20 protein-coding genes and 1 riboswitch are annotated in these 21,733 nt (G+C 63.8%); of the genes, 18 read left to right on the top strand and 2 right to left on the bottom strand.

Annotation, left to right across the window (positions count from 1 at the left end; all coding sequences use genetic code 11):
- Positions 1-10: 10 nt before the first annotated feature.
- The 12 genes from G4D79_RS26995 to G4D79_RS26945 all read left to right on the top strand — a co-directional run bounded on the left by G4D79_RS26995 (position 11) and on the right by G4D79_RS26945 (position 12,195).
- Positions 11-1,120, top strand: coding sequence for an FAD-dependent oxidoreductase (locus G4D79_RS26995; RefSeq protein WP_214514579.1), 1,110 nt, complete (start codon positions 11-13; stop codon positions 1,118-1,120).
- Positions 1,121-1,128: 8 nt separating this feature from the next.
- Positions 1,129-1,719, top strand: a complete 591-nt coding sequence (locus G4D79_RS26990) for a GNAT family N-acetyltransferase (protein ID WP_214514578.1) — start codon at positions 1,129-1,131, stop codon at positions 1,717-1,719.
- Positions 1,720-1,736: 17 nt separating this feature from the next.
- Positions 1,737-1,831, top strand: a riboswitch (SAM riboswitch).
- Entirely contained in the window at positions 1,825-1,929 is a 105-nt protein-coding gene (locus tag G4D79_RS35420) for a putative leader peptide (RefSeq protein ID WP_019749498.1), read from the top strand. (Overlaps the previous riboswitch by 7 nt.)
- Positions 1,930-2,068: 139 nt before the next feature.
- Positions 2,069-3,706 (top strand): ABC transporter substrate-binding protein, encoded by a 1,638-nt coding sequence (locus G4D79_RS26985; RefSeq protein ID WP_003944291.1) that lies wholly within the window; start codon positions 2,069-2,071, stop codon positions 3,704-3,706.
- Between the two features lie 2 nt (positions 3,707-3,708).
- Positions 3,709-4,707 carry an ABC transporter permease gene (locus G4D79_RS26980; RefSeq protein WP_003944382.1) on the top strand — a complete coding sequence of 333 codons (999 nt, stop codon included), beginning with the start codon at positions 3,709-3,711 and terminating at the stop codon, positions 4,705-4,707.
- Entirely contained in the window at positions 4,700-5,590 is an 891-nt protein-coding gene (locus tag G4D79_RS26975) for an ABC transporter permease (protein WP_042925872.1), read from the top strand. Before G4D79_RS26980 ends, G4D79_RS26975 begins: the two co-directional genes overlap by 8 nt.
- Positions 5,587-7,209: an ABC transporter ATP-binding protein gene (locus tag G4D79_RS26970; protein ID WP_058228024.1), complete on the top strand. Its 1,623-nt coding sequence runs from the start codon at positions 5,587-5,589 to the stop codon at positions 7,207-7,209. Before G4D79_RS26975 ends, G4D79_RS26970 begins: the two co-directional genes overlap by 4 nt.
- Positions 7,196-8,314: an LLM class flavin-dependent oxidoreductase gene (locus G4D79_RS26965; protein WP_214514577.1), complete on the top strand. Its 1,119-nt coding sequence runs from the start codon at positions 7,196-7,198 to the stop codon at positions 8,312-8,314. The genes G4D79_RS26970 and G4D79_RS26965 overlap by 14 nt, the downstream gene beginning before the upstream one ends.
- 24 nt (positions 8,315-8,338) lie before the next feature.
- The gene (locus G4D79_RS26960) at positions 8,339-9,709 is read left to right on the top strand and encodes an NtaA/DmoA family FMN-dependent monooxygenase (protein ID WP_003944424.1); all 1,371 of its coding nucleotides are present in this window, start codon (positions 8,339-8,341) and stop codon (positions 9,707-9,709) included.
- Positions 9,706-10,530: a DUF1684 domain-containing protein gene (locus tag G4D79_RS26955; protein WP_007726842.1), complete on the top strand. Its 825-nt coding sequence runs from the start codon at positions 9,706-9,708 to the stop codon at positions 10,528-10,530. The genes G4D79_RS26960 and G4D79_RS26955 overlap by 4 nt, the downstream gene beginning before the upstream one ends.
- Positions 10,527-11,669, top strand: a complete 1,143-nt coding sequence (locus G4D79_RS26950; protein ID WP_007726843.1) for an LLM class flavin-dependent oxidoreductase — start codon at positions 10,527-10,529, stop codon at positions 11,667-11,669. The genes G4D79_RS26955 and G4D79_RS26950 overlap by 4 nt, the downstream gene beginning before the upstream one ends.
- Before the next feature lie 28 nt (positions 11,670-11,697).
- The gene (locus G4D79_RS26945) at positions 11,698-12,195 is read left to right on the top strand and encodes a nucleoside deaminase (RefSeq protein WP_073513513.1); all 498 of its coding nucleotides are present in this window, start codon (positions 11,698-11,700) and stop codon (positions 12,193-12,195) included.
- Positions 12,196-12,225: 30 nt separating this feature from the next.
- Here the strand turns inward: G4D79_RS26945 and G4D79_RS26940 are convergent, their stop codons facing one another.
- Positions 12,226-13,167, bottom strand: coding sequence for an alpha/beta hydrolase family protein (locus G4D79_RS26940; RefSeq protein WP_003944347.1), 942 nt, complete (start codon positions 13,165-13,167; stop codon positions 12,226-12,228).
- Positions 13,168-13,282: 115 nt separating this feature from the next.
- Between G4D79_RS26940 and G4D79_RS26935 the strand changes: the two genes are divergently transcribed.
- The 6 genes from G4D79_RS26935 to G4D79_RS26910 all read left to right on the top strand — a co-directional run bounded on the left by G4D79_RS26935 (position 13,283) and on the right by G4D79_RS26910 (position 19,370).
- On the top strand, positions 13,283-14,017 hold the full coding sequence (locus G4D79_RS26935; protein ID WP_003944326.1) for a hypothetical protein: 735 nt from the start codon (positions 13,283-13,285) through the stop codon (positions 14,015-14,017).
- Entirely contained in the window at positions 14,017-14,490 is a 474-nt protein-coding gene (locus tag G4D79_RS26930) for an RDD family protein (RefSeq protein WP_003944375.1), read from the top strand. The genes G4D79_RS26935 and G4D79_RS26930 overlap by 1 nt, the downstream gene beginning before the upstream one ends.
- On the top strand, positions 14,487-14,834 hold the full coding sequence (locus G4D79_RS26925) for a YidH family protein (protein ID WP_003944317.1): 348 nt from the start codon (positions 14,487-14,489) through the stop codon (positions 14,832-14,834). The genes G4D79_RS26930 and G4D79_RS26925 overlap by 4 nt, the downstream gene beginning before the upstream one ends.
- A gap of 95 nt (positions 14,835-14,929) precedes the next feature.
- Positions 14,930-15,943 (top strand): glucose-6-phosphate dehydrogenase (coenzyme-F420), encoded by a 1,014-nt coding sequence (gene fgd / locus G4D79_RS26920; protein WP_054186924.1) that lies wholly within the window; start codon positions 14,930-14,932, stop codon positions 15,941-15,943.
- 146 nt (positions 15,944-16,089) lie between these two features.
- Positions 16,090-18,174 (top strand): phosphate acetyltransferase, encoded by a 2,085-nt coding sequence (pta, locus tag G4D79_RS26915; protein ID WP_042452123.1) that lies wholly within the window; start codon positions 16,090-16,092, stop codon positions 18,172-18,174.
- Complete coding sequence (locus G4D79_RS26910) at positions 18,171-19,370, top strand: acetate kinase (RefSeq protein ID WP_007726849.1); 1,200 nt, start codon at positions 18,171-18,173, stop codon at positions 19,368-19,370. The genes pta and G4D79_RS26910 overlap by 4 nt, the downstream gene beginning before the upstream one ends.
- 33 nt (positions 19,371-19,403) lie before the next feature.
- Here G4D79_RS26910 and G4D79_RS26905 read toward each other — a convergent pair whose 3' ends face one another.
- A complete protein-coding gene (locus tag G4D79_RS26905) occupies positions 19,404-21,731 on the bottom strand; it encodes a serine/threonine-protein kinase (protein WP_214514576.1) in 2,328 nt (775 codons plus the stop codon).
- Between the last annotated feature and the right edge of the window lie 2 nt (positions 21,732-21,733).

Below are 21,733 nucleotides of genomic sequence, written 5' to 3'. Positions count from 1 at the left end.
GCTCTCGTCCATGAGTGAGATTTTCGATGTGATCGTCATCGGCGGAGGACTCGTCGGGTCCTCCGCCGCATGGCGGCTCGCGGCACGCGGACGTAGCGTCATTCAGTTGGAACAGTTCGGGCCGAGTCACAAGCACGGTGCGTCGCACGGTACTTCGCGTATCTACCGGCAGGCCTACGACAATCACCTGTACACCGGTTTGGCGGCCGGCGCGCTGCCGCTGTGGCGGGAGTTGGAGACCACGACGGACATCGGGTTCCTGGAACTCACCGGCGCCGTCGATCACGGCCTGCCGCAGGCAGTGCAGTCCAAGGCGAAGATACTTCGCGAGGCGGGCATCAAGGGTGAGATCCTCACTCCTGCCGAGGCGTCCGCCCGTTGGCCGGGGCTGCGATTCGACACCACGGTGCTCCATCATCCCGACGCAGGCCGGTTGCACGCGGACCGCGCCGTGACCGCTCTGAAGGCGGGAGCGGTGTTCGCCGGTGCCGAGGTCCGTCACGATGTTCGGGTGTTGGCACTCGCGCGAGCGTCCTACGGCGTGGACGTGGTGACGGACAGTGGAACGCTCGCAGCTCGTCAGGTCGTGATCGCGGCCGGTGCGTGGACTGCAGATCTGATCGCAGACAGCGGTCTCGGCTCCGAGATCGTATTGCCGACGCTGCGCACGACACAGGAACAACCGGCCCACTTTGCACCGCTCGATCCCGGAGTCGAGTGGCCGAGTTTCGTCCACCACACCGGCGCAGAATTGGAGACCGCGGGGATCTACGGGCTCGGTTCCGAGGACGGGATCAAGATCGGCGAACACGCGACCGGGCCGGTGGTGACTCCGCAGACCCGTGACTACACCCCTGATGTCGACGGAGAGCGGCGATTGGCCCAGTACGCCGAGTCGTGGTTGCCCGGCGTCGATTCCACCCGTGTCGAGTCGATCACGTGCCTGTATACGAGCACGCCGGACAGTAACTTCGTCATCGACCGAGTCGGCGCCGTCACAGTGGCGGCGGGGTTCTCGGGGCATGGGTTCAAGTTCGGTCCGGCCTTGGGAGAACTTGTGGCGGACCTCGTCGACGGAACCACCCTCGCTCCGGAAGTTTTCAGGCTGGGGGAGCGTTGACCAGATTCATGGAGGAAAGTGTTGTGGCACTGGAGCTCGGAACTCGACAGCTCGAGGGTGTCGGAGCGGTAGAGGTCTATTCGGTATCGCAGGACGATCCCTTGGCAGCTCCACTGATCGCGGAGTTGGCACTCGAATACAGTTCGCGTTACGGCGGGACTCGCGAAGCGATGCTCGAGGATCTCACGACGTATCCGGCAGAAGAATTTGCCTACCCGCAGGGTGCGCTTCTGGTGCTCACCCACGACGGTCTGCCGATCGCCGGCGGTGCGTTTCGTCAATTCGATTCCACCACTGCCGAACTGAAGAGAATCTGGACATCGGTCGACCATCGGAAGCGCGGCCTCGGCAAGGCCGTCGTTCGCGAGTTGGAACGAGAGATCGAACTTCGTGGATACAACCGGGTGTTTCTCACGACGGGCCCTCGGCAACCCGAGGCCGTCGCGCTGTATCTGTCCAGTGGATACACACCGCTTTACGACGCTTCACTCTCGCCCGAAGAGGTGGGCATCCACCCGTTCGAGAAACAACTTCGGGTCCTCGAAAATGTGACTCGAGCAGCAATTCCTACCGACCGGGTTGACAACACCCGGGTTTGACCTCGTACACTTGCGAACGACCATCCAGAGCGACCGAGAGACCTGGCTCATTGAAGTCGCAGCAACCCCCCGAGTGATCGGGTGCGGGTGCTACCGCCAGGACCGATGGAGGAACACGAAATGAAGGCAGTCGAAGGCGGTTTCGATACCGCCTGGTCGCGTCGTCACGTAGACCTGTGCCGCACCGCGGGATCTTTCTGTACCAACTGACCTCTCGGTCAGTCATTCACACTCAGGCGAGTCGTCGACAAGTCTGTTTTCTCTTCTCTCACAAGTGATTCGTGTTCGATCGCCTTTTTCGTCTCAGGCGACGGGTGCGCTCTTCGGCATGCCTCTTTAGGAGTTCTTGGTGTCTTCGCCCTCATTCGGTGCCCGCAAACGCGCGACCGTAATCGCCGGTATCGGTGCTGTCTCGGTTCTCGGCACCGTCCTCGCCGGCTGCAGCAGCGGGAGTGACAGTGCTGCTGACGCAGGCCCCGCCCAGTCCGGCGGAACCCTTCGCTACGGTCTGTCGCAGGCGCCGACGTGCGCCGATCCGGCCCAGGCCGGCAGTAACCAGACCGTGTATGTCACTCGGACAGTGGTGGATTCGCTTACCGATCAAAATCCCGACACCGGAGAGATCACCCCGTGGCTCGCCAAGAGTTGGGAGATCAGCCCCGACGCCGCTAGCTTCACGTTCGTCCTTCGCGACGACGCCACCTTCAGTGACGGCACACCGGTGACGGCGGATTCGGTGAAGAAGACCTTCGACTCGGTCAAGAACCTGGGACCGAACGCGTCGTTGGCGAAGAGTTACCTGTCCTCGTACACCGGTACCGACGTCGTAGATGCTCACACGGCGAAGATCAATTTCTCCGGACCCAATGTTCAGTTCCTGCAAGCAACTTCGACGCCACAGCTCGGAATCCTCGCCGATTCCACCACCGCGCTGGCATCCGAGCAGCGCTGCCCCGGTGCAGCGGTGATCGCCTCCGGACCGTTCGTGTACACCGACTGGCAGCAGGACAAGAGCGTCAAGATCGCCAAGCGTGCGGGATACAACTGGGCCTCGGATGCGGTCGCGCATCAGGGCGAGGCGTACCTCGATGGCGTCGACTTCACGGTGGTTCCCGAATCCGGTGTGCGGGCGGGCAGCGTGGCCTCCGGCCAGCTCGATGCGGTCAGCGATGCGCTTCCGCAGGATGCGCCGCAAATCGAGGGCGCGGGTGGACGAATCCTCACAAGGCCGAACCCGGGTGTGAGCTTCTTCTTCCAGCCCAACGTCAGTCGCGGCGTTCTCGCTGATCAGGCTGTTCGTCAGGCCATCATTCCCGCGATCAACCGCCAAGAACTCGTCGACACCGTTCTGGATCCGTCGTTCTTCCCGGCCACGAGCCCGCTGGCTCACACCACTCCGCTCTACAGCGACGAATCCAGTGTCGTGACGTACGACGCCGACAAGTCGGCGAAACTCCTCGACGCGGCTGGTTGGAAGACCGGCAGCGACGGTATCCGCGAGAAGGACGGGCAAAAGCTCACTTTCAGCGTCACCTTCAGTCCGGTGTTCTCGGGTAACCAGGCCATCCTCGAGCTCGTGCAGCAGCAGCTCAAGAAGGTCGGCGTCGACCTGCAGCTCAACTTGGTCTCGAACGGTGAATGGACCGAGAAGGGAGTATCGGGTGATTACGATTCGCTGTATTACAACAGCACTCGCGCGGACGCCGACATCTTGCGGGCATCGTTCAGCACCGAAGGCCGCAACCTGAACCGTCGCGGCGCAGATCCGGAGCTCGACAAGGTACTCACAGACCAGCTTGCAGCCACGGACAACGGCCAACGCGGCGAACTGGTATCCACCGCACAGGAATTGATCCTCGACCGTGGACTCTCCATCCCCACCATCGAGCTCTCGCAGGCCATCGGCGCCGGATCGAGTGTGCAGGACCTGAACTTCGAAGCCTCCTCGCGCCTGCAGTTCTACGACGCATGGTTGTCGGGTAAGTAATCATGACTCGATACGTACTCACCCGACTGGGCCAGGCCGCAGTGGTTCTGTGGGCCGCCTTCACCATCTCGTTCGTGATTCTGTTCCTCCTGCCGAGTGATCCCGTCAGCATGGCTGCCGACTCGTCCGGTCAGGGTGTTGCAGTGGATCAGGCTGCGCTCGATCAGCTTCGGGCACGGTACGGCTTGGACCAGTCGGTGTGGGTGCAGTACTGGACGTCGCTGACGAATGCTCTTCGCGGCGATTTCGGTACGTCCATCTCCACCGGTCAGTCGGTGACGGATGCCATCTTCTCGGCGCTGCCGAGCACTCTGGTCTTGGCAACCACCGCTTTGGTTCTGGCCGTGTTGTTCGGAGTGGCGATCGCGTTCTTCGCTACCTACACCCGCAAGCGGTGGCTCGCGAATCTGTTGTTCTCGCTGCCGCCGCTGGGTGTGGCGGTGCCTACCTTCTGGGTTGGCCTGATTCTTCTGCAGCTGTTCTCGTTCCGTCTGCACATCTTCCCCGCTTTCGGAGACAAGGGATTCGCAACGGTGATTCTTCCGGCGATCACCTTGGCGATCCCGACCGGCGCGGTGATCGCGCAGGTGCTCACGACCAGCCTGCAGTCGACGCTACGTTCGCCGCACGTGGAGACTGCGTACGCCAAGGGCGCAAGCCGTTGGCGCGTGCAGACCCGTCACGCGTTGCGACTGGCGAGCATTCCGGCATTCACCATTGCCGGTGTGCTGGTCGGCACGCTGCTGGCGGGCTCGGTGGTTGTGGAAACGGTGTTCTCCCGCGCGGGCGTCGGCCGTCTGACACAGACGTCGGTGATGGCGCAGGACATCCCGGTGGTGCAGGGAGTCGTTGTGTTCGCCTCTCTCGTGTTCGTGCTCGTCAACCTCGCGGTCGACCTCTTCTACCCCTTGATAGATCCACGGATCATCCAGACGAAGAAGAGTCACACCGAAAAGTCGAATACCGAAAGCTCGACCGATCTGGAGCCGGCTCATGTCTGACACATTGATCGAACCCCTACTCCTCGATCCGACCGTCGAGGCGAAGGCACCTGTTGTTTCGCGCCGAAAGTCCACGGCCATCGGCTGGATCCGAAAGCCCGGCTTGGTGATTCCGGTGTTGATCGTGTTGCTTGCCATCGGCTTTGCCGTCGCACCCGGATTCTTTGCCAGCGGCGATCCGTTGTCCGGTGTCCCGGCGGACAAACTGCAGGGCCCGAGCCTGGCTCACTGGTTCGGAACCGACAATCTCGGTCGTGACCTGTACACACGGTTCGTGCACGGCGCCGCGCTGTCCCTGACCGCAACCTTGGTGGCGGTCGGAATCGCATTGGTGGCGGGATCGATAATCGGTTTGCTCGCGGGCTTTGTCGGTGGCGTCGTCGACGCCGTGCTGATGCGCATCGTCGACGTGCTGCTGTCCATTCCGGCGCTGCTGCTCTCGTTGGCACTGGTGACCGCACTCGGCTTCGGCACCATCAACGTCGCCATTGCTGTCGGCGTCAGTATGGTCGCCAATTTCGCGCGAGTGATGCGTGCCGAAGTGATGCGGGTGCGCGGAGCTCAGTACGTCGAGGCCGCGTTCAGTTCGGGTGTGCAGTGGCTCGGTGTCCTGCGTCGGCACGTGCTTCCCAACTCCTACGCGCCGGTGGTCGCGCTGTCCGCTGTCGAGTTCGGGCAGGCAGTACTGGCGGTGTCGGCTCTGAGCTTCTTGGGATTCGGCGCCGTTCCGCCTACCCCGGAATGGGGATCGCTGGTATCCGAGGGACGTAATTTCCTCGCCAATGCCTGGTGGATGACCACACTTCCCGGTCTCGCGATTGTCGCCGTGGTCATCTCGGCACACCGTATCGGCCACGAGATCGAAAGGAACAACCGGCGATGAGCACGACCGAGGAACAGTTGCTTTCCGTCACCGACTTACAGATCGCCTACGGCGCCGAGCCCGCGGTATCCGGCGTGAGCTTCACCGTCGGTCGGGGCGAAGTAGTTGCGGTGGTAGGGGAATCGGGTTCCGGTAAGTCGACCACGGCCCACGCGATATTGGGTCTGCTCGCCGGCAGTGGCCACGTCACCGGCGGGACCGTCGAGTTCGAGGGTGAACAGATCGACTCGTATTCCGACCGTGCGTGGCAGCGAATCCGCGGCGCGCGTATCGGTTTGGTGCCGCAGGATCCGACGACCTCGCTCAACCCGGTGACGAGGATCGGCGACCAGGTTGCAGAAGTCCTCCGGATCCACGGCCTCGCAGACCGTCGCAAAGCCCGGTTGGACGCCGTCGAGGTGCTCGAGCGCGCGGGTATCGACCGGCCGGAAATCCGAGCACGCCAGTACCCGCACGAGCTCTCCGGCGGTATGCGGCAACGCGTTCTGATCGGTATCGCGCTTGTCGCGAACCCGGCCCTCGTAATCGCCGACGAGCCGACCAGTGCTCTGGACGTCACGGTTCAACGGCGCATTCTCGACCATCTCGACGAGCGGATTGCCGAATCCGGTGCCGCCGTGCTCCTGATCACGCACGACCTGGGTGTGGCCGCAGACCGCGCGGACCGGATCCTGGTGATGCAGGGCGGCAGGATCGTCGAATCCGGCCGCACCGCGGATATTCTGGACAACCCGCGAGACGAGTACACGAAGAAACTTCTGAGCTCTGCGCCGAGCCTGTCCTCGGGACCAGTCGTTCGCCCGGTCCGCCAGGACACCAGCCCGCTGCTGACCCTGACGGGAATCACCAAGCACTTCAACGTCGGACGCGGGAGTTCGATCACCGCGGTGAACGAAGTGTCGCTGACTGTTCCGAGGGGTCAGACGGTGTCGCTGGTGGGGGAGTCGGGCTCCGGCAAGTCGACCACCGCACGCATTGTCGTGCGATTGGAGCAGGCGGATGCCGGCACCATCACCTTCGACGGCCAGGACATCACGAAGGTCAAGGGCAGCGACCTGCGTGAGCTGCGCCGAAGGATCCAGCTCGTGTATCAGAACCCCTATGCATCACTCGACCCGAAATTGTCCGTCCAGGACATCGTTGCGGAGCCGCTGCGGGCCTTCAAGGTTGGTGGACGCAGCCAGCAGCAGAGTCGTGCAGCAGAGTTGCTCGATCAGGTTGCACTTCCCGAGCAGTTCCTGAGCCGCAAACCGGCCGAACTCTCGGGCGGCCAGCGTCAACGGGTGGCGATCGCTCGTGCGCTCGCTTTGAAGCCGGACCTGCTCGTTCTCGACGAACCTGTGTCCGCTCTCGACGTCTCGGTGCAAGCGCAGATTCTGGCGCTACTCGACGAGTTGCAGCGCGAACTGGGCCTGACCTATCTCTTCATCTCCCACGATCTTGCGGTTGTTCGCCAGATCAGCGACGTCGTCGGCGTCATGCAGGCCGGGCGATTGCTCGAAATCGGTACTACCACCGAGATTTTCGACAATCCCCGAAACGAGTACACACGCACACTTCTCGACGCGATCCCCGGGCGGGATCATTCGACACGAAAGGCCGAACATGTCCGAGCGTAGTTCCGGAGCATTCCTGGTCGGTCTCGAATTCGAGGGCACCGGAGCTCATCCGTACTCCTGGCGACGCGAGGACTCACGCGCCGAAGATCTGTTCACACCGTCGTACTGGGTGGACCTGGTGGCCACCGCGGATCGGGGTGGGGTGGATCTGGCGTTCCTCCCTGACTCGTTCGGACTGCAATCCGAGGGCCAGCACGCAGTGCGGGGCAGATTGGAGGCGGTTGCAACTGCGGCGCGGCTGAGTGCTGTGACCTCGCGTATCGGCCTGATCCCCACTGCGACAGTCACGCACACCGAGCCGTTCCACATCTCCAAGGCCGTCGCGAGTATCGACTACTCGTCAGCGGGGCGGGCCGGCTGGCAGGTCGCGGTGTCCGACACCGCTGAGCAGGCGTCGTTGTTCGGCCGAAAGGCAGTGCAGGGCCCCGAGTCCGCGTGGGAGGAAGCGTCCGAGGCTGTCGAGGTGGTCAGTCGGCTGTGGGACAGCTGGGAGGACGACGCCGAGATACGGGACGCTGCGAGCGGACGATTCATCGATCGAGACAAGCTGCACTACATCGACTTCGAGGGAAAGAACTTTTCCGTCAAGGGGCCGTCCATCACGCCGCGCTCCCCGCAGGGGCAGCCGCTGATCGCCGTCGACGCGAGCAGGCCGGAGGCACGCGAACTCGCTGTTGCGCGCGGAGATCTGATTCGGATCTCGGCAACCGACCTCGGCGAGGCCAACGCCACGGCCAAGTTGGTCCACGCGAGTGCCGCTGCCCTCGGGCGCAGCGTCAGGGTTCTCCTCGACGTCGACGTGCTTCTCGGCGCTGATCGCGGAGCCGCCGACGACGCTCTGGCGGAACTCGAGGAATGGGCGGGAGCGCCGTACGCCCCGCACTCGCTGTTCTATCGCGGTGACAGCGCCGGCCTGACTGTCCTCCTTCGCGAGATCGGTGGGCTGGCCGGGGTCAACGGTGTTGTCCTGCGTCCCTTGGCTTTGGCTGCCGCAGTGGAGAAGATCGCGGCGGACGTGGTGCCAACTCTCAATCCGCGACCGAGTACCGCCCCGACGCTGCGCGAGCGGTTGGGCTTCCAGTTGCCCGTCAATCAGTTCGCGTAGCGCGAGTAGAGAACAGGAACACCGATGACACAGAACAGGATTCGCAAGCAAGTTCACCTGGGCGCTCACTTCCCCGGCGTGAACAACACCACGGTGTGGACCGATCCGGCGTCCAAGAGTCAGATCGAGTTCAGCTCGTTCGAGCATCTCGCACGCAGTGCCGAACGCGGATTGTTCGACTTCTTCTTCCTCGCAGAGGGTTTGCGCCTGCGCGAGCATCAGGGCAAGATTCACGACCTCGACGTGGTCGGTCGCCCGGATACGTTCAGTATTCTCAACGCGGTTGCCGGTGTGACAACGCATCTCGGCCTGGCCGGGACGATCAACACCACATTCAACGAGCCGTACGAGTTGGCCAAGCAGTTCTCGACGCTCGATCATCTCTCCGACGGCCGCGCCGCCTGGAACCTGGTCACCTCCTCGGACGCCTTCACCGGCGAGAACTTCCGCCGCGGTGGCTATCTGGAGCATTCCGAGCGGTATGCACGCGCCAACGAGTTGGTCGACGCAGTACGGACGCTGTGGGACAGCTGGAGCGTCGACCGTCCGATCGTCGACCGTGAGCGCGGTGTTTTCGCCACCGACCAGCAGGTCGGCCAGTTCCAGCACTCCGGTAAGCAGTTCGACATCGCCGGACGCTTCGAAGTTCCACGGAGTCCGCAGGGGCACCCAGTTCTGTTGCAGGCCGGTGACTCCGACGAAGGACGCGAGTTCGGCGCGGCCAAGGCCGATGCCATCTTCACCGGGCACGGAACGCTCGAAGCAGGCAAGGCGTTCTACGCCGACGTGAAGGGACGCTTGGCCAAGTACGGACGCACGCACGCAGACCTCAAGATTCTCCCCGCCGCCACCTTCGTCCTCGGTGACAACGCCGCGGACGCACAGGAGAAGGCGTATCACATCCGGCGGCAGCAGGTCGGGCCCCAGACTGCCATCGCTTTTCTCGAACAGGTGTGGGGCAGAGATCTTTCCCAGTACGACGCCGACGGCCCGTTGCCGAAGGAAGATCCGTCGGACGACGTCAACATCACCCGCGGACGCGTCCGCCACGTCAAGGATCCGCGAGCGGTCGCAGATCAGTGGCGTGCCAAGGCCGAGGCCGAAAACCTCAGCATCCGTGAACTCATCATCGAAGTGACTGCCCGCCAACAGTTCGTGGGTAGTGCAGCGGAGGTGGCTGCCGAGATCGACACCTACGTCCAGGGCGACGCGAGCGACGGATTCATCCTCGTTCCCCACATCACCCCCGCGGGCCTCGACGAGTTCATCGACACCGTCGTACCGGAACTTCAGGACCGCGGCAGTTTCCGGACCGAGTACTCAGGAACCACCCTGCGCAGCCATCTCGGGCTGCGCCACCCGCACGAGCAGGCTGAAGGAGTCCGCGCATCATGACCGTTACCGACACTTCCACCAGTACCTTCACCGGCGATTGGAATGCCTGGCACGCCTCGCGCGACGCCACCTTCGGCGAACCCCTCGGCTGGCTGAGCCTGACTGCGTTGCATTGGCTGGTGGACACCGATTCCACCTTCGCGGACCTGCCCGGTGCATGGCGCGCCGACGCGAATGCCGTTGTCGTCACCGCGACGCCCGCAGACGACTTGTCGATCGACGGCGTCGCAGTGGACGGTTCGGCCACTCTGAATCCGATCGAGGGGGCGCCGGGACTGATCGTCAAGCAGGGCGCGCGGTTGGTCGAGGTCATCCGCCGCACCGGCGAGGTGGCTCTGCGGATCCACGATTCGTCGGCCCCGGCATTGGCGCAGTTCAGTGGTATCCCGACCTTCGAGCCTGACCCGCAGTGGCGCATCGAGGGTGTCTTCACAGCTTTCGAGGAGGCTCGCACGGTGACGACGGGCGCGGTCGTCGAGCGCCTCGAGCATCATCACGACGCCCGAGGAACCATCAGCTTCGAACACGACGGTGCAACGCATACGCTGATTGCGTTCGCGGGCAAGGACAACGGCTTTCACATCCTGTTCACCGACGCGACCAGTGGTGTGTCCACCTACCCGGCCGCACGCTCGCTGCACGTGAGCGCACCTGAACCCGGTGGCGCGGTAGTCCTCGATTTCAATCGGGCGTCGAACCTGCCCTGCGCGTTCACCGATTACGCGACGTGCCCGGTGGCCCCCGCCGAGAACCGCCTGGCGTTCGCGGTGGAAGCCGGCGAGAAGACACCGGACACCCGCTCCGAAAGCGGACCGAGGTGAGCGCGCCGCTGTCCGTACTCGACCTCTCGCCGATCAGTGAGGGCGGAACGGCCCGCCAGGCTTTGCGGAACTCGCTGGACCTCGCTCGTTCTGCCGAAGCGTGGGGATACAAGCGTTACTGGGTCGCCGAACACCACTTCGTCGGTGTTGCCTCTTCGTCGCCAGCAGTGCTTGTCGGGCTGATCGCGGCCGCCACCAACACCATTCGCGTCGGCTCGGCCGCCGTGCTGCTGGGCAACAACACGGCGGCTCAGGTGGTCGAGGCCTTCGGTACCGTCGAAGCGTTGTATCCGGGTCGTATCGATCTCGGCATCGGGCGCAGCGGACAGCGTCGGGTGGAGGCACTTCGCGCCGTCGCTGCCGGAACGCCTGCGCCGGCAGAATCGAAGCGAGAGAACGTCGTACGCGACGGCGTCGTGATCCCGGCACCCTTCGATCCAACCGGTCTTCTCACGTCACCGCGGTTGCAGGCGTCGTTCGAGGCATTGGCGTTTCCGGGCGCGCAGGCGCCCGATTTCGAGCAGCAGGTCGACGACATACGCTCGCTCCTGAACGGTACCTACAGAACCCGCGACGGCATCGAATTGCACGCCAGTCCCGGCGAGAATGCCGACGTCGAACTGTGGGTGTTCGGAAGCAGTGCGGGCCCCAGTGCCGAGCTCGCCGGACGACTCGGATTGCCGTTCGGTGCGAATTACCATGTGGCGCCCTCGAGTACGCTCGATGCCGTCGAGGCATACCGTGCAGCATTCCGACCGTCGGCAGTTCTGTCGGAGCCGTATGTCGTCGTCTCCGCGGATGTTGTTGCTGCGGAAGACGATGCGACGGCGAGGGAGTTGGCGTCGACCTTCGCGCACTGGACGCACAGCATTCGCAGCGGGCACGGCGCCATCCCGTACCCCGATCCCGCGACAGCGCTCCCACTTTCCGACGCCGACGAAGCAGTGGTGGAGGATCGGCTGATCACGCAGTTCGTCGGTTCACCGTCTACCGTCGCCGACAGGCTCGACAGTTTGCAGAAGCTCACCGGAGCGGACGAATTGGTGATCACCGGGGTGACCCATCGGCACGAGGATCGTCTGCGCTCGTACGAGCTGCTTGCCAAGGAATGGGGACTGCCCGCACTACTGGCAGCGTGAGTTTGCCTTGGTCCATTAGTGTCGAGTGATGTTTTCACCTCGAGATGCCCTTGCGGTTGCTCTTGACGTAGCGCGTGAGGGCATGGAGCTCGGGGAGATGCCGATCGGCGCAGTCGTGTTCGACGACGACCGTGTGCTCGGGCGGGCGTATACGCAAGAACGGGCACTCGGTCGACGGGTAGTCCATGCGGACCTTCAAGCGCTCTTGCAGGCCGACGAGGCTCTCGGATTCACTCGAGCGTCCGGTGAATTGACATTGGCGGTCAATCTCGAACCATGTCTCATGTGTATGGGTGCCGCGATCACGCTCGGTGTGACCCGGGTGTGGTTCGCTCTCGAATCCCCGAACGACGGTGCGGCGGAACTCGTGCAGCTGTGGGCGCCGCCTGTGGAACTTCCGTTTTTCCGTAAGCCGCGTGAAGTCCTCGGCGGCATCCGCCGTGACGAAGCGCGAAATCTGTTCGCTGAATACGCCACCGGCACTGGCCCCGCCGGGATGCGGGACTGGGCGCGCAGTCTCACCTGACGCCATGGCTTGTAAGGAGGGCCGTGAGGCTCACGCCCCGATAGCGCCCGCGATCATCGGCCACGACGCGCGCATGTCGGCTTCGAAGAGCCCCCAGGTGTGGGTGCCTTCGGGTCGGAAGCTGAACGTCGCGGGAATGCCGAGCTGACCGAATCGCCCCTGCAGGGCAGCGGTGCACATGTTGGTGATGCCTTCGAGGACCGCGCCGGGAACGACGCCGGCGGCCATAGCCAGCGAGTTGATTCCGTCCACCGGGCCGGGGAGGCCGTTGCCGGTCGAGATGAACAGCGCTGTGCCACGCAGTTTCTCGGCGTTGATCAACGGGTCGTGCGCCGCCCACTGCGGGCTACCCCACGGCCCCCACATGTTGGCCGCGTTGCCGCCGCCGAGTATCTCGACCATCGAGCGCACCGCTGCCTGGCCGAGCGGGTCGCCGGCGCGCGGACAGCCGCTGTACGAGCCGACTGCGCGGTAGGTGCCCGGCGACTGGATCGCGAGGTCCAGAACCGGTCCGCCTGCCATCGACACACCGCCGAGTGCGTTGACACCGGTCGTGTTGTACCGAGCGTTGACCGCCGCCGGTAGTTCCTTGGTGAGGTACGTCTGCCACTTGTTACGGCCCAGCACCGGATCGTCGGCGTTCCAGTCGGTGTACATGCTGAACTTGCCGCCGACCGGCATGACCACGTTGACGTGTTTGTCGTCGAAGAAGTCACGAACTCCGGTGTTGTTGAACCACGAGATCCCGTCCTCGCCGCCGCCGACACCGGTCAACAGATAGAAGGTCGGGGCCGGGCCTCCTCCGGCCGGCGAAATCACGTCGTTGGCGATCCAGCGGTCCATCGAGGGGGAGTAGACGTCGATGCGACTGACCACGGAATCCGCACTCGCGGTCGGCGCGCTGAGGCCGAGAAAGCCGGCGGCCATGGCCACCGCCATCGTCAGCCGAACCGTGAAACGACGTGTCTTCATATTTCCCCCCAGGCGCAAGCCGGACAGCGTATTTGTGCCTTCCAACAGTGGCACAATGCGAAGAGGAGTGACGAATGTCCGGGTAACAGTCGTATAAGAAGATGGAGACAATTGCGTGGGATCGCAGTCGCACCACCCCGAATCCGACGTGATTCGGCTGGCCTTCGGGCTGGCCGCGATCACGGCTGGTGCGGCGCGCAGAACCGCTGGTCTCGCACTTGATTCCGTGCAGCGGATCCCTGTCGTCGGTGACGCACTCGACGGCGCGATCACCCAGGTCACCACTCGCGGCACGGAAGCGATGCACTCGACCGTGGAGTTCGCCGACTCGACCTTGCGGACGGTGATCAAAGCTGTCGTCGACGCTGCTCTGTCCGAAGTCGACATCACCAAGATCGTCGTCGACCACGTGGACATCGACAAGATCGCCGAGAACATCGACGTGGACAAGATTGCCGAACGGGTCTCGCTCGAACCGATCATCGACCGGGTCGACGTGGACGAGATCGCAAGCCGCCTCGACGTCAAAGCGGTGATCGATCGCCTCGATCTCGACGGGATAGTCGACACGGTCGACCTCGAACGCCAGGTCAACCGCATCGACCTCGTCAAGATCGCCGACCAGGTCATCGAGGGCGTCGACCTGCCCCAGATGATTCGTGAATCGACCGGTTCACTCTCCACGGAAGCCGTGCACGGAGCTCGAGTGCAGGGCATGCAGGCGGACGACGCTGTCGCCGGCTTCGTCGGGCGACTCTTCGGCCGCGACAACGCACCGTCATCAGATAAACCGTCACCAGAAAAACCGTCGACAGAGACCGATCCGAAGACGAACGCAGGCGAACGCTAGTGGCCCAGGAGAGTTCCGGCCCAGCCGGCATCGTCACCCGTGGACTCGCCGGACTGATCGACCTGGGCGTCGTCCTGCTCCTGATGGGTTCCGTGTACGTGGGCTTCGCCTTCGTCCGACTGCTCTTCTCGCCACAGAGTTTCACTTTCTCGGAACCGGGAATCTTCCTGTCCACGACGGCATTTCTCGGTGTCTCGGTGGCGTATCTGACTGCCTGCTGGGCGACCACCGGTCGGACCGTCGGGTCCCTCGTGATGGGGCTGCGGGTGATCACGTCCGGGCATCGCCTCGTGCGCTGGCCGTTGGCCTTCATCCGTGCGGTGCTCTGCGTGCTCTTCGCCTTCGGCTTGCTGTGGTCGGCGGTCGATCGACGACGACGTTCGTTGCAGGACATCGTTCTGCGCACCGAGGTCGTCTACGACTGGCGTCAGGACCCGGATCTGGTGGCACCGCACGGAGGTGAGCACGCATGAGTGAACCGAACCGCCCGGACGAGCGCTTCACCCTTGCCAGCGAGCGCACCTTCCTCGCCTGGATGCGTAGCTCACTCGCCCTGCTGGCCGGAGGCATCGCCGTCGTCCAATTGGTACCGGAATGGAGTACCGGGTGGGTTCGCACGACTCTCGGTCTGACCCTGATCGCACTCGCGGCGGCAGCCGCACTGGTAGGTATGCGACGCTGGCTACAGGTGAAGAAGGCGCTCGAGGACGGAGCGGCGATGCCGGAACCGCACGCATTGTGGCTGTTTGCACTGGCACTGGCCGGGGTTGCCGTCGCAGCCGGCGTGGCAACGGTGGTCACCAGCCTCGCTCGCTGAGATACGCAGAGAAGTCCCAGCGGTGTCTGGATAGTCTGCAAAGAACGTGAAGCATGTCAGAGAAGTAAACGAAACAGACGACAAGGGAGTGCACGGTGGCGCAGGAACTCAAGCTCGGATACAAGGCATCGGCTGAGCAATTCGGCCCTCGCGAACTGGTAGAGCTGGCAGTTCTGGCAGAGCAGCACGGCATGGATTCCGTTGCGGTGAGCGATCATTTCCAGCCGTGGCGCCACAACGGTGGCCACGCACCGTTCTCGCTCGCCTGGATGACCGCCGTCGGTGAGCGCACCGAACGCGTGCAGATCGGCACGTCCGTGATGACGCCGACGTTCCGCTACAACCCGGCAGTCATCGCTCAGGCGTTCGCGACGATGGGATGTCTCTACCCGGGACGCATCATGCTCGGCGTCGGCAGCGGTGAGGCTCTCAACGAGATCGCCACCGGCTTCCAGGGCGAGTGGCCCGAGTTCAAGGAACGCTTCGCGCGGCTGCGTGAGTCCGTGCGGTTGATGCGTGAGCTGTGGCTGGGCGATCGTGTCGACTTCGAAGGCGAGTACTTCACCACTCGTGGCGCGTCGATCTACGACGTTCCCGAGGGTGGCATTCCCGTGTACATCGCGGCCGGCGGACCCGTTGTCGCCCGGTACGCGGGACGTGCCGGTGACGGCTTCATCTGCACCTCCGGAAAGGGCATGGAGCTCTACACCGAGAAGCTGCTTCCAGCCGTTACCGAGGGCGCAGCCAAGGCCGAGCGCGACGTCGCCGACATCGACAAGATGATCGAGATCAAGATCAGCTACGACACCGATCCGGAGGCTGCACTCGAGAACACCCGCTTCTGGGCTCCGCTGTCCCTGACGCCGGAGCAGAAGCACAGCATCGAGGATCCGATCGAAATGGAAGCCGCTGCCGACGCTCTGCCCATCGAGCAGGTGGCCAAGCGCTGGATCGTCGCTTCCGATCCGGACGACGCCGTCGAGCAGGTCAAGGCCTACGTCGATGCCGGTCTCAATCACCTGGTGTTCCACGCACCGGGCCATGATCAGCGCCGGTTCCTCGAACTGTTCGAGCGTGACCTCGCGCCTCGCTTGCGTGCTCTGGGCTGATCCTCGAGATCAACTGAACGGTGTCTGCCACTCGACGTGTGGCAGGCACCGTTCGTCTTTCTCGTAGCCGCCGGTTGTCGGCACGAGCGTGAGCGTGACCACGATCAGTGGCAAGGTGGGCGGCGGCCCACACTAGGCTGTTGGGCATGCCAGAAGCGCCCGCTGCCGTGTCGAGTGTCTACGTCGCCTCTCCTGAAGGTGATACCGGAAAATCCACCATCGCGCTTGGCGTGCTACAGATGCTGTGCGCGACCGTCGCCCGGGTCGGTGTCTTCCGCCCGATCGCCCGCTCTACCGAGGAAACCGACTACATCCTCGAACTGCTGCTCGAGCACACCACCGCCGATCTCTCCTACGCCGACGCACTCGGCGTCACCTACGAGCAGGTTCACGCCGATCCTGAAGCCGCGCTGGCCGACATCGTCGCGAAGTACCACACCGTGGCCGAGCAGTGCGACGCCGTCGTCATCATCGGAAGTGACTACACCGACGTAGCAAGCCCGAGCGAGCTGAGCTTCAACGCCCGCATCGCCGTGAACCTCGGCGCGCCGGTTCTGCTGGCGGTACGCGGCGCTCGGCGCAGTGTCGAGGAGGTCGCCCAGCTCGCGCATCTATGCGCCGCCGAGTTGGCCGCCAACCACGCTCATCTGCTCGCGGTCGTCGCCAATCGTTGCGATCCCGACAAGCTCGACGAGGTCACCGCAGCGCTGTCCGACATCGGTGTTCCGACGTGGAGCCTGCCGGAGATTCCGTTGCTCGTCTCACCCACGATGGCCGAGTTGATGGAGGCCACCGGCGGCGAGTTGTATTCGGGTGACCCGGAACTGCTGCACCGCGAAGCGCTCAAGGTGATGGTGGGCGGCATGACCGCCGAGCACATCCTCGAGCGTCTGGTCGAGGGCATGGTCGTCATCGCACCGGGCGATCGCTCGGACGTACTGCTCGCGTTGCTCAATGCGCATGAGGCGGAGGGATTTCCGTCGCTCGCGGGCATCATCATGAATGGCGGGATCACGCCGCACCCGGCCATCGCGGCGTTGATGGCCGGCCTCAAACAGCGTCTTCCGATCCTGACGACAACCCTCGGTACCTTCGACACCGCAAGCGCCGCAGCCCAAACCCGCGGACGCGTGGCAGTCGGTTCGCAGCGCAAGGTCGACACCGCGTTGAGCTTGATGGAACAGCGCGTCGACGCCGACGTCCTGATGGACCGACTGGCACTGCCGATCCCGTCCGTCGTGACCCCACAGATGTTCGAGTACAAGCTGATCGATCGTGCTCGACGCGATCGCAAGCACATCGTCCTGCCTGAGGGTGACGACGACCGGATCCTGCGCGCGGCCGGCCGGCTGCTGCAGCGCCAGGTTGCCGACCTGACGATCCTCGGTGACGAACCCAGTGTGCGTCGACGCGCAGCGGAACTCGGCGTCGACATCAGCGGCGCGCAGGTACTCGCACCCGCGCAGTCCGAGTACACCGAGCGCTTCGCACAGGAATACACCGCGCTGCGTGCTCACAAGGGCATGACCATCGAGCGGGCCCGCGAGGTGATCGCCGACATCTCGTACTTCGGAACGATGATGGTGCACTTGGGAATTGCCGACGGCATGGTCTCCGGTGCCGCCCACACCACCGCTCACACGATTCGACCCTCGTTCGAGATCATCAAGACCGCCCCCGGTGTCTCGACGGTCTCGAGCATCTTCCTGATGTGCCTGGCCGACCGCGTTCTCTCCTACGGTGACTGCGCCGTGGTTCCGGACCCGACGTCGGAGCAGTTGGCGGACATCGCGATCTCGTCCGCACAGACGGCGTCGCAGTTCGGGATCGATCCGCGCATCGCGATGCTCTCGTACTCCACCGGGGATTCGGGCAGCGGAGCCGACGTCGACAAGGTTCGCACCGCGACCGCTTTGGTGCGCGAGCGTCGACCGGATCTGTTGGTGGAAGGACCCATTCAGTACGACGCCGCCGTCGAGCAGAGTGTCGCCGACAAGAAGATGCCGGATTCTCTGGTGGCGGGCAAAGCAACGGTGTTCGTGTTCCCGGACCTGAACACCGGCAACAACACGTACAAGGCAGTGCAGCGTAGCGCCGGTGCTATCGCCGTCGGGCCGGTTCTGCAGGGACTGAACAAGCCGGTCAACGACCTCTCGCGTGGAGCGTTGGTCCAGGACATCGTCAACACCGTGGCTATCACGGCAATACAGGCACAGGGAGCGCAAGCGTGAGCGACGGCACCGTACTGGTCATCAATTCCGGCTCGTCATCCATCAAATTTCAACTCGTGCATCCGGATACGGCGGAATCGGTGGCACACGGACTCATCGAGCGCATCGGTGAGCCCGACGGCCACATCGTCTACAACCACCGCACCGGAGTCGAAGACCGGAGCCTTCCGATCGCCGATCACCGCGCAGGTCTGAAGATGGTGCTCGACATCGTCGCCGAGGTCGGGCGGCCGCTGAGTGAGGCCGGAATCATCGCAGTCGGTCACCGAGTCGTGCACGGTGGTGACATCTTCTATTCGCCGACTCTCATCGACGACGGCGTCGTGAAAGCCATCGCGGATTTGTCGAACCTTGCGCCGCTGCACAATCCGGCCAACGTGATCGGTATCGAGGTGGCGCGCGAAGAACTGCCAGACGTTCCGCACGTCGCAGTGTTCGACACCGCCTTCTTTCACACACTGCCCGCGGCGGCGTCCACCTATGCGATCGATCGGGATGTGGCCAAGGCCAACCAGATTCGCCGGTACGGCTTCCACGGGACCTCACACGAATACGTGTCTGGACGGGTCGCGGAGTTCCTCGGCAAGGATCCGGCCGAGCTGAATCAGATAGTCCTGCACCTCGGAAACGGCGCTTCGGCCTCGGCAATCAAGGGCGGCAAGGCCATCGACACCACGATGGGCCTCACCCCGCTCGAGGGTCTTGTCATGGGCACCCGCAGCGGCGACATCGATCCAGGCATCATCTTGCACCTCAACCGCAACTCGGGAATGAAGGTCGACGAGATCGACGACCTCCTCAACCGGCGCTCCGGTTTGAAGGGACTGTCGGGAGTCAACGATTTCCGTGCCCTGCTCGCACTGATCGAGGGCGGCGACCAAGACGCACAACTTGCGTACGACGTTTACGTGCACATGCTCCGTAAGTACATCGGCGCCTTCATCGTTCAACTCGGTGGCGTCGACGTCATCACCTTCACCGGTGGCGTCGGGGAGAACAACATCGACGTGCGACGCGACAGCCTGGCCGGGCTTTCCCGTCTCGGTATCGAGGTCGATCCGGCTCTCAACGAGGCGAAGAGTCGCGACGAGCGTCGTATCTCCGCATCCTCGTCGGCCGTCGAGGTGCTGGTGGTCCCCACCAACGAGGAGTTGGCGATCGCCCGCGCGGCGAAGGCTTTGGTGGCCGCACTGTAGGTTTCTGCAGCACTGTAAACCTCGGGGCGTCCGTCAGAAATTGCTGCGCGGACGCACCGCATTCGCCCGGTCCACGAGGGCGTAGCGGTGCGTGCGGGAGGTCGTGGCGCGAGCGAGGGCGCGAAGGCAGGCTTCGGCTCCGGTGCGCAGACCTTGCTCGGTGAAGGGCAGGTCGAGGATGGGTTCGAGTTCGGTGTGCGAGCGATTGCCGTAGCGAATCCAATCGAGTGCCGTGCCCAACACCAGGGTTCGCATCTGCAGGCTTCGGCTCTCTTCAGCAGGTAGCGCCCGAACACGACGGGCGGCTTCCCGCAGAGTCGATTCGTCGAGTTCGGCGATCGGAACGCCGGACAGCATCGTCAGAGCGCTGGACATCCGTGCGACGTTGTAGTGCCGGGAAGACGTGGGTACTTCGTCGAGGGCGGCGATGGCTGCCTTCTTGTTGCCTTGATCGGCGAGTTGTCGGGCGAGCCCGAATGCTGCGCTCACGTAGTTTCGTTCGGTCCGCCAGACGGTGCGGTAGTACTTCTCGGAGAAGCGGCACCATTGGTCCGGGTCGTCGCTCTCCCAGTGCTGGAGAATCAGTTCTGCCGTCGCTGCCAACGCCAGCTTGGGGGCAGCCTCGCCGGGCAGTGCGGTGAGAACTGTCTCGAAGTGACTGAAAGCGGGCTCGAATCGGTCCAGTTGTAACGCCGCAAGTCCTCGATACCACTCGATCTTCCAGTGGTCCCCGATGTTCTGCTGGAGTTCGCCCAGAACTGTCAGTGCGGTTTCCGGATCACCGAGATCGAGATGAGCTTTGGCCTCGGCCAGTCGAACTTCGCCCGAGACGGCGGCCGCCGGTGTGCCCGATGTTCGGTCGATTCCGTTCTCGCGGGCGTGTTTCAACGCATCGAGGGTCTGCGACGGTTCGCTGTGCACCGCTGCCGCCAGCAACGGCGCGCTGGGATCGGTGGGGTCGACCAACGGAATGGGAAGTGCGTGCGCAACTTCGCGCGGATCGAGAGCGGCGTCGTGGCTGACACCGTCCACGTACACATCCGTTTGCCCGACCAATTCATCGGTGCCGAAAGACGTTCGCTGCCTGCTGAACACGAGCGAGAGTCCGGGATTTTCCTGCCCGGTCTGCTCGGCGAGGATTTCTCGCAGAACGCCGGTGAGTTGTCCCGCGATTTCCTCGGCGGACTGAAATCGCTTCTTCGGATCCGGGTCGGTGGCGCGTAGCAGTAGACGGTGGAAGAACTCGTGGTCGCGCAGTAGTGGCTCGTCCTCGGGTTCGGGAAGGCCGTCGAGGTACCGTCCGTGCTTCGAGGGCATGTCGAGGGTGAGAACCGCGAGTGTTCTTCCGACGGTGAAGATGTCGGAGGCGATGGTCGGACCGGTCTCGATGATCTCGGGTGCTTGATAGCCGGCGGTACCGTACAGGTATCCGTAGTCTTCGATTCCGGACACGGCGCCGAGGTCGATCAGCTTCAACTGATCCTCGGTGACCATCACGTTCTCGGGCTTGAGGTCGTTGTACGCCAGGCCGGTGGAATGCAGATAGCTCAGCGCCGGAAGGATTTCCAGTACGTAGCCGATTGCCTGCTCGATCGGCATGTGCTTGCCGTCCGGGAATTCGGCCAGCACCTCTCGCAATGATCGCCCACCCACGTACTCCATGACGATGTACCCCATGGGTGTGCCGTCCGGGCGTGGATGCTCGACGAAGTTGAAGATCTTGACGATGCTGGGGTTGGCGACCTCGGCGAGGAACTGACGCTCGGCCACCGCAACGGCTTGCGCTTCGGAATCACCGAAATGCAAGAGCCCCTTGAGAACTACCCACCTGTCGCTGACATTGCGATCGATCGCGAGGTAGATCCATCCCAGGCCGCCGTGCGCGATGGGCCCTTGAACCTCGTATTGACCGGACACCAATTCGCCCTCTTCGAGGAGTGGGCGGAAGTCGAAAGTGGAACCGCACTTGGGGCAGGTGCCGTGCTGAGTTGCCTTGGTGCTTGCGCTCTTACGACCGACTGGTTCGTTGCATTTCCAACAGAACCGTTTCCGCTCGGGGACGGTCGGGTCACTCATCACCGCAGATGCGGGGTCGATCTGAGGGACGGGGGGAACCTCGACCAGGCCGCCGCCGAGGCGCAGCTTTCGCCCCGACCGGCTGCGGCGGGATCGAGTGGAGCGGCCGGTCGGGGAGGAGGACGCGGACGGCGTGGTTCCTCGTATCTGGGCCGAGGTCGGTTCGAGACGCTCGTAGGCGCCCGTGGCTTCGGGCTCGGGCCGCTCGTAGGCGCCGGTGGCTTCGGGTTCGGGACGCATGGAAGCCTGCGTGGCGTCGGGCTCGGGGCCGGTTTCTTCGGTCATGT

It is taken from the genome of Rhodococcus sp. WY5 (assembly GCF_018588185.1).
Taxonomy (GTDB): domain Bacteria; phylum Actinomycetota; class Actinomycetes; order Mycobacteriales; family Mycobacteriaceae; genus Rhodococcus_F; species Rhodococcus_F qingshengii.
The sequence above is the reverse complement of the archived record's forward strand: the minus strand, read 5'-3'. Positions and strand labels throughout refer to the sequence as shown.

What these genes read in the sequence shown, in the direction of transcription:
- G4D79_RS26995 (WP_214514579.1), top strand. Translation starts at nt 11, where the DNA reads ATGAGTGAGATTTTCGATGTGATCGTCATCGGCGGAGGACTCGTCGGG.
- G4D79_RS26990 (WP_214514578.1), top strand. Translation starts at nt 1,129, where the DNA reads ATGGAGGAAAGTGTTGTGGCACTGGAGCTCGGAACTCGACAGCTCGAG.
- G4D79_RS35420 (WP_019749498.1), top strand. Translation starts at nt 1,825, where the DNA reads ATGGAGGAACACGAAATGAAGGCAGTCGAAGGCGGTTTCGATACCGCC.
- G4D79_RS26980 (WP_003944382.1), top strand. Translation starts at nt 3,709, where the DNA reads ATGACTCGATACGTACTCACCCGACTGGGCCAGGCCGCAGTGGTTCTG.
- G4D79_RS26975 (WP_042925872.1), top strand. Translation starts at nt 4,700, where the DNA reads ATGTCTGACACATTGATCGAACCCCTACTCCTCGATCCGACCGTCGAG.
- G4D79_RS26970 (WP_058228024.1), top strand. Translation starts at nt 5,587, where the DNA reads ATGAGCACGACCGAGGAACAGTTGCTTTCCGTCACCGACTTACAGATC.
- G4D79_RS26965 (WP_214514577.1), top strand. Translation starts at nt 7,196, where the DNA reads ATGTCCGAGCGTAGTTCCGGAGCATTCCTGGTCGGTCTCGAATTCGAG.
- G4D79_RS26960 (WP_003944424.1), top strand. Translation starts at nt 8,339, where the DNA reads ATGACACAGAACAGGATTCGCAAGCAAGTTCACCTGGGCGCTCACTTC.
- G4D79_RS26955 (WP_007726842.1), top strand. Translation starts at nt 9,706, where the DNA reads ATGACCGTTACCGACACTTCCACCAGTACCTTCACCGGCGATTGGAAT.
- G4D79_RS26945 (WP_073513513.1), top strand. Translation starts at nt 11,698, where the DNA reads ATGTTTTCACCTCGAGATGCCCTTGCGGTTGCTCTTGACGTAGCGCGT.
- G4D79_RS26940 (WP_003944347.1), bottom strand. Translation starts at nt 13,167, where the DNA reads ATGAAGACACGTCGTTTCACGGTTCGGCTGACGATGGCGGTGGCCATG.
- G4D79_RS26925 (WP_003944317.1), top strand. Translation starts at nt 14,487, where the DNA reads ATGAGTGAACCGAACCGCCCGGACGAGCGCTTCACCCTTGCCAGCGAG.
- pta (WP_042452123.1), top strand. Translation starts at nt 16,090, where the DNA reads ATGCCAGAAGCGCCCGCTGCCGTGTCGAGTGTCTACGTCGCCTCTCCT.
- G4D79_RS26905 (WP_214514576.1), bottom strand. Translation starts at nt 21,731, where the DNA reads ATGACCGAAGAAACCGGCCCCGAGCCCGACGCCACGCAGGCTTCCATG.